Source organism: Amnibacterium endophyticum (assembly GCF_042680685.1).
GTDB lineage: Bacteria > Actinomycetota > Actinomycetes > Actinomycetales > Microbacteriaceae > Amnibacterium > Amnibacterium endophyticum.
This window is the reverse complement of record NZ_JBHUEA010000011.1, coordinates 91,019-102,128: the sequence shown is the minus strand read 5'-3', so window position 1 is coordinate 102,128 and position 11,110 is coordinate 91,019. Positions and strand designations below refer to the sequence as shown.

The window sequence follows — 11,110 nt, the reverse complement described above, 5'->3', positions numbered from 1 at the left end:
GAGCCCGCCGGCCACGACCTCGACCGCGCCGCGGGCGGCGGGCGTCGCGCCGACGCGCCACGGCGGCGGGCCGGCGACCGCCCAGCCGTCCATCGCGGCGGAGTCGTAGTGCGGCACGGGCGCCACGGCCGTCGCGTCTTCGGCGAGGACCGCGCCGACGGCCGCGGCGAGGGGGACCTCGACGACGGGGAGCGGGTGCTGCTCGCGGGCGATCGCGCGGGCGGCGTCCCAGCCCGGCTCCGTCACGCCCGGATCGCCTCGCGCGGCAGCTCGATCGCCGCGGCGACGTCACCGGCGGAACCGCCCGCGCGCCCGGCCGCGTAGCCCGCGAGGAAGGTGGTCAGCGGCGCCGCGGGCCGGACCACGCCGTGCGCCGCCTCGCCCGCGAGCCCGAGGATCGCCTCGCGCACCTCGGGGACGTCGGTGACGCCGAGCGCCTCGGTCAGCGTCGTCCACCAGGCGTCGAGCCTCGCGCCCACGTCGTCGCTCACCCGTGCTCCTCACGTCGTACCGGCGGCGCGACGCCCGCGGCCTCGGCGTCGTCGAGCGTATCCACGTCCGCCGTGAGGGCGGACGGCAGCGCCAGCCGCCCGAGTCGCAGCCGCCCGAGGAGCGCGCGCAGCGGCGCGCCGGTCGGGTCGCCGAGCGCCGCGGCCGCCTCCCGGAGGGCGCCGGCGCGGTACCGCCCGAGCAGCCACTGGTCGCGGCCGCCCTCGTCGACGGCGACCACGCCGTCCGGTCCGCCCTCCGCGGCGCGCAGGAGGGGCACCGCTGCCGGCAGGCCCGGGACGTCGATCGCCAGCAGCAGCACGTCCTCCGCGTCCGGCAGGGCGGCGAGACCCGTCACCGCGGCGGCGGCGGGACCGGCGAAGGAGGGGGCCTCGCGCACCGTGCGCACGCCCGGTCGCGGCGGCCCTACGACGACCACGTCGACGTCGGCCAGGGCCTCGAGCGCGCGTTCCAGCAGGGTCGCGCCGTCCGCGACGAGCGACGCCTTGTCGGCGCCGCCCATCCGCGAGCCGCGACCGCCCGCCAGCACCACCGCCCCGAGTTCCATCTTGTAGGCATTCTTCGGCCGCGCGCCGAAGAACGCCTACAAGATGAAGGGTCAGGCGGCCTTGATGTAGCCGTTCGGGTTCAGGACGTACTTCTTCGCGGCGCCCGCGTCGAACTCCTGGTACCCGCGGGGCGCGTCCTCGAGGGGGATCGGCGTCGCGTTCACGGCCTTCGCGATCTGCACCTTGTCGTAGAGGATCGCCATCATCAGCTGCCGGTTGTACTTCATCACCGGGCACTGGCCCGTCGTGAAGGACAGCGACTTCGCCCAGCCGAGGCCGAGGCGCAGCGAGAGCGAGCCCTCCTTGGCGGCCTCGTCGACGCCGCCCGGGTCGCCGGTGACGTAGAGGCCCGGGATGCCCATCGCCCCGCCGGCGGCCGTGAGGCCCATCAGGCTGTTCAGCACGGTCGCGGGCGCCTCGCCCGCGTCCTTGCCGTGGCCGCGCGCCTCGAACCCGACCGCATCGACCGCGCTGTCCACCTCCGGGACGCCCAGGATCTGCTCGATCTGGTCCTGCGGGTCGCCCTTCGTCAGGTCGACGGTCTCGCAGCCGAAGGACCTCGCCTGCTGCAGCCGCTCCGCGTTCATGTCGCCGACGATCACGACCGCCGCGCCGAGCAGCTGCGAGCCGACCGCGGCGGCGAGCCCGACCGGCCCCGCGCCCGCGATGTAGACCGTCGATCCCGGGCCGACCTTCGCCGTGTAGGCCCCGTGGAACCCGGTCGGGAAGATGTCGGACAGCATCGTCAGGTCGAGGATCTTCTCGAGCGCCTGGTCGCGGTCGGGGAACTTCAGCAGGTTCCAGTCCGCGTACGGCACGAGCACGTACTCCGCCTGCCCGCCGACCCAGCCGCCCATGTCGACGTAGCCGTAGGCGCTGCCCGGGCGATCGGGGTTCACGTTCAGGCAGATGCCGGTCTTGCCCTCCTTGCAGTTGCGGCACCGCCCGCAGGCGATGTTGAACGGCACGGAGACGATGTCGCCCACCTGGATGAACTCGACGTCGCGGCCGACCTCGACGACCTCGCCGGTGATCTCGTGCCCGAGCACCAGGTCGTGCGGCGCCGTCGTGCGGCCCCGGACCATGTGCTGGTCGGATCCGCAGATGTTCGTCGACACGGTCCTCAGGATCGCGCCGTGGTTCACCTTGCGGCCGACGTTCGCCGGGTTGACCCCGGGGCCGTCGTGCAGCTGGAAGTCGGGGTAGGGGATGTCGATGACCTCGACCTCGCCCGGTCCTTTGTACGCCACTGCTCTGTTGTCGGCCATGCCGCTCCTCCTCCCGCGTGGAAGCCGGCCGGACGGTCGCCGGCCGGGCGCCCGGAGGCGGCGGTGCGTCGGTCGAAGGGGGATCGGCGCTCGTCGTCGAGGCGCGTTCCGGACGGTAGGCAGCGGTGCTCGGAGCAGGCCGTGAGGTGGATCGAGGACCACCATCGGACCTGCAGCACTCGAAGTTCCGTTTCGAAGGTGATCCGGCTGCGCCGGATCACCTTCGAAACGGAATCACCAGCGGTCGTGGATCGCCGCGCGGAAGTGCTCGTCGTAGATGCCGCGCACGCCGTCCGTGAAGGCGTCCGACAACTCGGGGAGCCGGCCGGCCGCCGCGTTCGACTCCGCCTGCCTCGTGTTCCGCGCGCCCGGGATCACGCTCGTCACGCCGGGCAGCTGCGCCGCCCAGGCGATCGCGGCCTGCGCGGGGCTCGCGCCGTCGGGGCCGTGCTCGGCGACGAGCCGGGAGAACTCCTGCGCCGCCCGCACGCCCTCCGAGTAGTCGACCCCGGAGAACGTCTCGCCCTGGTCGAAGGCCTCGCCGTGCCGGTTGAAGCTGCGGTGGTCGTCGGCGCCGAACTCGGTCGACTCGTCGTACTTGCCGGACAGCAGCCCGGAGGCGAGCGGCACGCGCGCGAGGATGCCGACCCCGGCCTCCTGCGCCGCCGGCAGCACCCGGTCGAGCGGCTTCAGCCGGAAGGCGTTCAGGATGATCTGCACCGACGCCACCCGCGGCCGGGCGATCGCGGTCAGGGCCTGCTGCGCCTCCTCGACCGAGACGCCGTAGGCCGCGATCGCGCCCTCGTCGACGAGGGTGTCGAGCGCGTCGAACACCGCGTCGTCCTCGAACACCGCGGTCGGCGGGCAGTGCAGCTGCACGAGGTCGAGCGTCTCCTGGCCCAGGTTCTTCCGCGAGCGGTCGGTCCACTCGCGGAAGTGGGGCAGGACGTAGTTCGACGGCACCTGGTCGACGCGCCGGCCCATCTTCGTCGCGACGGTCACCCCGCTGCCGGGGTTCGCGTCCAGCCAGGCGCCGATCCGCCGCTCGCTGAGGCCGTCGCCGTACACGTCGGCCGTGTCGAAGAGCGTCACGCCGGCCTCGGCGGAGGCGTCGAGGACCGACCTCGCGTCCTCGTCGGAGACCTCGCCCCAGCCGCCGCCGAGCTGCCAGGTGCCGAGGCCGACGGCGGAGACCTCCCGCCCGGTCCGGCCCAGCGTGCGCGTCGTCATCGTGTCGCTCATGGCTCCATCGTCGCGACCGCTCGCTGTGCGTCAGGATCGACCATGGCCGCAGACCCCTTCCCCGACCTCGCCGCTGCGCACGTGGCGGACGCCTGCGTGCGGCTCGGGCTGCCGCTGCGCACCGCCGCGCTCGCACCCGTCGCCCCCGGCGTGCGGATCGCGGGGCACGTGCTGCCGGCCCGGCACAGCGGCAGCGTCGACGTGTTCCTGGAGGCGTTCGAGCGGGCCGAGCCGGGCGACGTCCTGGTCGTCGACGACGGCGGCCGCCGGGACGAGGCGTGCGTCGGGGACCTCGTCGCGCTGGAGGCGCAGGCCGCGGGGATCGCCGGGATCGTGATCTGGGGCTGCCATCGCGACTCCGCGGCGCTGCGGCGGATCGGCCTGCCCGTGTTCAGCCTGGGCGCGCTGCCGAACGGGCCCGAGCGGGCGCGGGCCGCCGGGAGCCACCGCGACGCGCGCGTCGGCCCCTGGCGCACCGACGATCGCGACGTGGTGATCGCGGACGACGACGGCGTGCTCGTCGCCCCGGCCGCGGAGGCGGCGAAGCTCGCCGCGCTCGCCGCGGTCGTCCGCGACACCGAGGCCGCGCAGGCGGCGCGGATGCGCGAGGGGCGCACCCTGCGGGAGCAGACCGAGTTCGCCCGCTACCTGCGCGACCGGGCCGAGCGCGGCACCACCTTCCGGCAGCACCTCCGCTCGCTCGGCGCGGCGGTCGAGGAGTGACCGCCCGGCCGGTGGCGGCGCGGGCGCGCTCCGAGGGCCGCGGCCTAGGGTCTCGCCCATGAGCGAGGACACGCCCTCCCTGCGGCAGGCGCTCGCGGTGCCGCCCGGCCCCGTCAGCCTCTCCGGCTTCGACCCGGGTGCGAAGCCCCTCGAGCCGGGCGACCGCCACGCGCACGACGACCGGCTGCAGGACCTGCAGGAGCGCCTGTGGGCCGAGTCGACCCAGGGCGGCCGCCGCCGCGTGCTGCTGGTCCTGCAGGGCATGGACACCGCCGGCAAGGGCGGCGTCGTGAAGCACGCCGTCGGCGAGCTCGGGCCGATCGGCGTGCAGTACTCCGCCTTCAAGAAGCCGACGGAGGAGGAGCTCGCCCACGACTTCCTCTGGCGCATCCGCAAGCGGCTGCCCGAGCCCGGCATGATCGGCGTCTTCGACCGCAGCCACTACGAGGACGTGCTGGTGGTGCGGGTGCACGACCTCGTGCCGCAGTCCGAGTGGGAGCCGCGCTACGACGCGATCAACGCGTTCGAGCAGGAGCTGGTCGACGACGGCACGACGATCGTGAAGGTCTTCCTGAACGTCTCGTACGACGTTCAGCGCGAGCGCCTGCTGCGCCGCCTCCGCCGCCCCGACAAGCACTGGAAGTTCAACCCGGGCGACGTCGACGAGCGCGCGCTCTGGGACGAGTACCGCGTCGCCTACAGCGCCGTGCTCGAGCGGTGCAGCACGGCCGCCGCCCCCTGGTACGTCGTGCCCGCGGACCACAAGAAGTACCGGAACTGGGCGGTGGCGGAGCTGCTGCGGGAGACGCTCGTCGAGCTGGCGCCGGCCTACCCGCAGCCGAGCATCGACATCGACGCGATGCGGGAACGGCTGCAGCCGCCCCACTGACCGGGTCCGACGAGGCCCCGCGCCCTAGGCTCGCGCCCGTGGCGACGATCTTCGACGTGGCGCGCGCCGCGCAGGTGAGCCACCAGACGGTCTCCCGGGTGCTGAAGGGCGACCCGACCGTCGGCGCGCCGCTGCGGGAGCGCGTGGAGCAGGCGGTGCGCGAGCTGCGCTACCGGCCGAGCGCCGCCGCGCGCGCGCTCGCGAGCCGGCGCACCCGCACCCTCGGCATGATCACGGTCGGTCAGCCGTACTACGGGCCCTCCAGCACCGCGCAGGGCTTCAACGCCGCCGCCCGCGGGGCCGGCTGGGACGTCAGCATCGAGGCCCTGGAGGACCCGGACGGCGCCGACCTGCCGGAGGCGGTCGCGGCGCTGCGCTCCCGCGACGTGCAGGCGGTCGTCGTCGTCGCGCCGACGCCGGAGGTGCGGGCGGCGACCCTGCAGGTGCCGGACCGGGACGTGCCCTTCGTCATGGCGGGCGGCGGGGACGACGGCTTCGCGGGCGTCGCGCTGGATCAGCGCGCCGGCGCCGTCGCCGCGACGCGACACCTCACGGATCTCGGCCACCGGCGGGTCGCGCTGCTCGCCGGCCCGGCGCACTGGGCGGACGCCGCGGACCGCGAGGACGGCTGGCGGGCCGCGCTCGCCGAGGCGGGCGTGGAGCCCGGACCGCTGGTGCGGGGCGACTGGAGCGCCGCGAGCGGCGCCGCAGCCGCCGAGGCGCTGCGCGACGCCGGCGCGACCGCCGTATTCTGCGCGAACGACCAGATGGCGCTCGGGCTGCTGCACGCCCTCCACCGCAGCGGCCTGCGGGTGCCCGAGGACGTGAGCGTCGTCGGCTTCGACGACATCCCCGAGGCCGCGTTCTTCACCCCCGCGCTGACCACCGTGGGACAGGACTTCGCGGCGCTGGGGCGCGCCCTGCTCGGCGAGGTGGAGCGGCTGGTCGCGGGCGGCGAGACGCCGCCCGCGCTCGCCGCTCCGCGACTCGTCGTCCGCGACTCCACCGCACCGCCGCGCTGACCGCTATCGTGTGAGCGCTCACTTCTCCCGAGTCGACGAGGACGCCTGTGGCCGAGTTCAGCCCCGAGATCGAGGACGCGATCGCCCGCACAAGGGACGACGTCGCCGCGCTGCACGCCGAGCTGGTCCGCTACGGGCTGATCGTGTGGACCGGTGGCAACGTCTCCGGGCGCGTGCCCGGCGCGGACCTGTTCGTGATCAAGCCCTCCGGCGTCTCGTACGACGACCTCGCCCCCGAGAACATGATCCTCTGCGACCTCGACGGCGCCGTGATCGAGGGCACCGCCGGCAGCGAGCGCAGCCCGTCGTCCGACACCGCGGCGCACGCGTACGTCTACCGCCACATGCCCCGGGTCGGCGGCGTCGTGCACACGCACTCCACTTACGCCTGCGCCTGGGCGGCGCGGAACGAGGAGATCCCGTGCGTGCTCACCGCGATGGCGGACGAGTTCGGCGGCCCGATCCCCGTGGGACCCTTCGCGATCATCGGCGACGACTCGATCGGCCGCGGCATCGTGCAGACGCTGTCGGGCCACCGCAGCCGCGCCGTCCTCATGGCGAACCACGGTCCCTTCACCATCGGCAAGGACGCGAAGGACGCGGTGAAGGCCGCCGTGATGGTGGAGGACGTCGCGCGCAGCGTGCACGTCGCGCGCGAGCTGGGCGACCTCGTCCCGATCCCGCAGGAGTCGATCGACGCCCTGTTCGACCGCTACCAGAACGTCTACGGGCAGTCGACCGACGCCCGGTTCGAGAAGACCCCGGAGTAGGAACCATGCCCGCGCTCGACACCACCCTCGACTCCTACCGCGTCCTGTTCCTCACCGGCAGCCAGCACCTGTACGGCCCCGAGACGCTCGCCCAGGTCGCCGACCAGTCGCGCGGGATCGCCGACGAGCTCGCCGCGGGCGTGCCCGTGCGCATCGACTGGCAGCCGGTCCTGACCGACGCCGACGCGATCCGCCGGGCGATGCTCGAGGCGAACAGCGACGACTCGGTCATCGGCGTCATCGCCTGGATGCACACCTTCAGCCCCGCGAAGATGTGGATCGGCGGGCTCACCGCCCTGCAGAGGCCGCTGCTGCACCTGCACACGCAGGCGAACGTCGCGCTGCCGTGGAGCGAGATCGACTTCGACTTCATGAACCTGAACCAGGCCGCGCACGGCGACCGCGAGTTCGGGTACATCGAGTCGCGGATGGGCGTGCCGCGCACCACCGTGGTCGGCCACGTCTCCGACCCGGCCGTCCGCGCGAAGGTCGAGGTCTGGCAGCGCGCCGCCGCCGGTCGCACGGCGGCCCGCACGCTGAGGCTCGCCCGCTTCGGCGACAACATGCGCTTCGTCGCCGTCACGGAGGGCGACAAGACCGAGGCGGAGATCCGCTTCGGCATGCAGGTCAACACCTGGGGCGTCAACGAGCTCGCGGACCGCGTCGCGGGAGTCCCGGACGGGGACGTCGACGCGCTCGTCGCCGAGTACGACCGGCTGTACGACGTGGTCCCCGAGCTGCAGGAGGGCGGCGAGCGCCGGCAGTCCCTGCGCGACGGCGCCGCGATCGAGCTGGGCCTCCGCTCCTTCCTCGAGGAGGGCGGCTTCGGCGCCTTCACCACGAACTTCGAGGACCTCGGCGCGCTGAAGCAGCTGCCGGGCCTCGCCGTGCAGCGGCTGATGGCCGAGGGCTACGGCTTCGGCGCCGAGGGCGACTGGAAGACCGCGGCGCTCGTGCGCATCGCGAACGTGATGGGCGCGGGCCTGCCCGGCGGCGCGAGCCTCATGGAGGACTACACCTACGACCTGCAGCCCGGTCAGCAGCTGATCCTCGGCGCGCACATGCTCGAGGTCAGCCCCTCGCTGACGACGGCGAGGCCGAGCCTCGAGGTGCACCCGCTCGGCATCGGCGGCAAGGACGACCCGGTGCGGCTCGTCTTCAACGCGGACGCCGGCCCCGCCGTCGTCGTCGCGATGAGCGACGTGCGCGACCGCTTCCGCCTCGTCGCGAACGTCGTCGACGTCGTGACGCCGCCGGAGGCGCTGCCGAAGCTGCCCGTCGGCCGCGCGGTGTGGAAGCCGCAGCCGGACTTCACCACCTCCGCCACCTGCTGGCTGACCGCCGGTGCCGCGCACCACACAGTCATGACGACGGCGGTCGGCGTGGACGTGTGGGAGGCCTTCGCGACGATGACCGAGACCGAGCTGCTCGTGATCGACGAGGACACGACCGTCCGCGGGTTCGAGCGCGAGGTGCGCTGGAACGCCGCCTACCACCGCCTCGCGCGCGGGCTGTGAGCGCCCACGACGACCTGCTCGGCCTGGTCGAGCGGGTGGCGCGGCGGTTGCCCGACGTGCCGAGGATCACCATCCTCGAGGCCGTGGAGCTCGAGTGGGAGCGGCTGCGGGCCGCGAGCGAGCCGCACCTGCGCCCGCTGGTCGCGCCCTCGGCGCTGCAGCGGCTGCGCGACCCGTCCGCGGCGTGAGCCGATACGCAGAAGGAGGCGGCATGGACGCCGCAGACGTGATCTCGTCGGGCCGGGCCGTGCTCGGCATCGAGCTGGGCTCGACCCGGATCAAGGCGTGCCTGATCGCCGAGGACGCCCGCACCGTGCTCGCCACCGGCGCCGCCGACTGGGAGAACCGCTTCGTCGACCGGCTGTGGACGTACTCGCTCGACGACGTGACCGCCGGGCTGCAGCACGCCTACGCGGACCTCGCGGAGGACGTGGAGCACCGCCACGGCGTGACGCTCGAGTCCCTCGCCGGCGTCGGCGTCTCGGCGATGATGCACGGCTACCTCGCCTTCGACGCGGACGGCGAGCTGCTCGTGCCGTTCCGCACCTGGCGCAACACGAGCACGGGGCGCGCCGCCGCCGAGCTGACGGAGGCGTTCGGGGTGAACATCCCGATGCGCTGGTCGGTCGCGCACCTGTACCAGGCGGTGCTCGACGGCGAGGAGCACGTCGGCCGGGTCGCGTCGATCACGACGCTCGCCGGGCACGTGCACCGGCTGCTGACGGGGGAGGACGTGCTGGGCGTCGGCGACGCCTCCGGCATGTTCCCGATCCGCGACGGCGCCTACGACGAGGACCTGCTCGCCCGCTTCGACGCGCTCGCGGACGGTCGCGTGCCGCCGCTGGCCGAGCTGCTGCCCGCGGTCCTGCCCGCCGGCCGCGCGGCCGGGACCCTGACGGAGGACGGCGCCGAGCTGCTCGACCCCTCCGGGGTGCTGACCGCCGGCGCGGTCGCGGCGCCGCCCGAGGGCGACGCGGGCACGGGCATGGTCGCGACCGACTCCGTCGGGCCGCGCGAGGGCAACGTCAGCGTCGGCACCAGCGTCTTCGCGATGGTGGTGCTCGAGGGACCGCTGAGTTCGGTGCACCACGAGATCGACCTCGTCACGACGCCCGCCGGTGATCCGGTCGCGATGGTCCACTGCAACAACGGCGCCAGCGAGCTGGGCGCCTGGGCCGCGATGTTCCGCCGCTTCGCCGAGGCCGCGGGCACGCCGCTCGACGCCGACCGCGTCTTCGAGGTGCTGTTCCGCGAGGCGGCCGCGGGGGAGGCGGACGCCGGCGGCGTGCTCGCCTACAACCTGCTCTCCGGCGAGCCCGTCGCGGGGCTCGACGAGGGGCGCCCGCTCGTCGTCCGCACGCCCGACAGCCGCCTCACGCTCGCGAACCTGATGCGGGCGCAGGTGCACGGCGTCTTCGGCACGCTCGCGCTCGGCATGCGGGTGCTCGCGGGCGAGGGCGTGCGGGTCGACCGCCTGCTCGCGCACGGGGGGCTGTTCCGCACGCAGGGGCTCGCCGAGCGCTTCCTCGCCGGCGCGCTCGACGTCCCCGTCGTCACGGGGGAGACCGCGGCGGAGGGCGGCGCCTGGGGCATGGCGGTGCTCGCCGCGTACGCGGCCTCCGGCGCGGAGACCGATCTGCGCACGTTCCTCGCCGACCGGGTGTTCGCGGGCGCCGACTTCCGCACCACCCGACCCGAGGAGGCGGACGTCCGCGGCTTCGCGGCGTACCTGGACCGCTACGAGGCGGGGCTCGCCCTCGAGCGCGCGGCGGTCACAGCCCTCTGACGGGTCCCTTGCGGACATCCGGGCGCGCCACGGCGCACCCGGATGTCCGCAACGGGCCCGCGCGCGGGCGCGGCGGGGGTCAGACCGCGGTGTAGCCGCCGTCCACCGCGTACTGCGCGCCCGTGACGAAGGCCGCGTCGTCCGAGAGCAGGAAGAGGACGACCGCGGCCGACTCCTCCGGGGTGCCGAGCCGGCCCATCGGGTTGCGCTGCCGCAGCTGCACCCGCTCCTCGCTCGTGGTGTGGGTCGGCAGCGCGGTGTCCGTCCAGCCCGGGTGCACGGAGTTCACGCGGATCCCGTGCGGCGCGTACGCCGCGGCGGCCGCCTTCGTCAGCCCCGTGACGCCGTGCTTCGCGGCGGTGAACGGCAGCGCGTCGCCGTCGCCCGTGAGCCCGAGCATGCTCGACACGTTCACGATCGAGCCGCCGCCCGACGCGGACATCGCCGCGGTCTCGTGCTTCAGCCCGTAGAAGACCGCGTTCAGGTCGACCTCGATCACGCGCCGCCAGTCCTCGACCGCGACGTCCTGCGCGAGCCCGTGCGGGCCGCCGATGCCGGCGTTGTTCACGGCGAGGTGCAGGCCGCCGCGCCGCTCGACCGTCTCGGCGATGGCGGCCTCGATGGCGGCCGGGTCGGTGACGTCGAGCACGACCTCGACGAAGCGGCCCCCGGAGACCTCGACGCGGCGGGAGACGTTGTGCAGGCGGTCGCCGTCGAGGTCGGCGCCGACCACCACGGCGCCCTCCGCCGCCAGCCCGCGCGCGATCGCCGCGCCGATGCCGGAGCCCGCGCCCGTCACGAACGCCACCCTGTCCTTGAACCTGTCGACCATCGA

12 protein-coding genes and 1 pseudogene are annotated in these 11,110 nt (G+C 74.5%); 7 read left to right on the top strand and 6 right to left on the bottom strand.

What is annotated here, in order from left to right:
- The 5 genes and pseudogenes from ACFSBI_RS08845 to ACFSBI_RS08825 form a co-directional block, all read right to left on the bottom strand.
- Positions 1–246: pseudogene (locus tag ACFSBI_RS08845) on the bottom strand (molybdopterin molybdenumtransferase MoeA); the annotation flags it as partial.
- On the bottom strand, positions 243–491 hold the full coding sequence (locus tag ACFSBI_RS08840) for a DUF6457 domain-containing protein (RefSeq protein ID WP_377934086.1): 249 nt from the start codon (positions 489–491) through the stop codon (positions 243–245). The gene ACFSBI_RS08840 and the pseudogene ACFSBI_RS08845, both read right to left, overlap by 4 nt.
- Entirely contained in the window at positions 488–1,057 is a 570-nt protein-coding gene (gene mobA / locus ACFSBI_RS08835) for a molybdenum cofactor guanylyltransferase (RefSeq protein ID WP_377934084.1), read from the bottom strand. Before mobA ends, ACFSBI_RS08840 begins: the two co-directional genes overlap by 4 nt.
- 51 nt (positions 1,058–1,108) lie before the next feature.
- The gene (gene fdhA / locus ACFSBI_RS08830; protein WP_377934082.1) at positions 1,109–2,326 is read right to left on the bottom strand and encodes a formaldehyde dehydrogenase, glutathione-independent; all 1,218 of its coding nucleotides are present in this window, start codon (positions 2,324–2,326) and stop codon (positions 1,109–1,111) included.
- A 234-nt stretch (positions 2,327–2,560) separates the two neighbouring features.
- Positions 2,561–3,556, bottom strand: a complete 996-nt coding sequence (locus tag ACFSBI_RS08825; RefSeq protein ID WP_377934092.1) for an aldo/keto reductase — start codon at positions 3,554–3,556, stop codon at positions 2,561–2,563.
- A gap of 54 nt (positions 3,557–3,610) precedes the next feature.
- Here ACFSBI_RS08825 and ACFSBI_RS08820 point away from each other — a divergent pair, with 54 nt between their 5' ends.
- From ACFSBI_RS08820 to ACFSBI_RS08790, 7 genes are read left to right on the top strand one after another with little or no spacing between them, the layout of a single operon-like run.
- Positions 3,611–4,291, top strand: coding sequence for an RraA family protein (locus tag ACFSBI_RS08820; RefSeq protein ID WP_377934080.1), 681 nt, complete (start codon positions 3,611–3,613; stop codon positions 4,289–4,291).
- Positions 4,292–4,349: 58 nt separating this feature from the next.
- Positions 4,350–5,180 (top strand): PPK2 family polyphosphate kinase, encoded by an 831-nt coding sequence (locus ACFSBI_RS08815; RefSeq protein ID WP_377934078.1) that lies wholly within the window; start codon positions 4,350–4,352, stop codon positions 5,178–5,180.
- A gap of 38 nt (positions 5,181–5,218) precedes the next feature.
- A complete protein-coding gene (locus ACFSBI_RS08810; protein WP_377934076.1) occupies positions 5,219–6,202 on the top strand; it encodes a LacI family DNA-binding transcriptional regulator in 984 nt (327 codons plus the stop codon).
- Positions 6,203–6,249: 47 nt separating this feature from the next.
- Positions 6,250–6,972: an L-ribulose-5-phosphate 4-epimerase gene (locus tag ACFSBI_RS08805; RefSeq protein WP_377934074.1), complete on the top strand. Its 723-nt coding sequence runs from the start codon at positions 6,250–6,252 to the stop codon at positions 6,970–6,972.
- Positions 6,973–6,977: 5 nt separating this feature from the next.
- Entirely contained in the window at positions 6,978–8,489 is a 1,512-nt protein-coding gene (gene araA, locus ACFSBI_RS08800) for an L-arabinose isomerase (protein WP_377934072.1), read from the top strand.
- Complete coding sequence (locus tag ACFSBI_RS08795) at positions 8,486–8,677, top strand: hypothetical protein (RefSeq protein WP_377934070.1); 192 nt, start codon at positions 8,486–8,488, stop codon at positions 8,675–8,677. Before araA ends, ACFSBI_RS08795 begins: the two co-directional genes overlap by 4 nt.
- A gap of 23 nt (positions 8,678–8,700) precedes the next feature.
- Positions 8,701–10,275 carry a xylulokinase gene (locus ACFSBI_RS08790; RefSeq protein ID WP_377934068.1) on the top strand — a complete coding sequence of 525 codons (1,575 nt, stop codon included), beginning with the start codon at positions 8,701–8,703 and terminating at the stop codon, positions 10,273–10,275.
- A 79-nt stretch (positions 10,276–10,354) separates the two neighbouring features.
- Here the strand turns inward: ACFSBI_RS08790 and ACFSBI_RS08785 are convergent, their stop codons facing one another.
- On the bottom strand, positions 10,355–11,107 hold the full coding sequence (locus tag ACFSBI_RS08785) for an SDR family NAD(P)-dependent oxidoreductase (protein ID WP_377934066.1): 753 nt from the start codon (positions 11,105–11,107) through the stop codon (positions 10,355–10,357).
- Positions 11,108–11,110 lie beyond the last annotated feature (3 nt).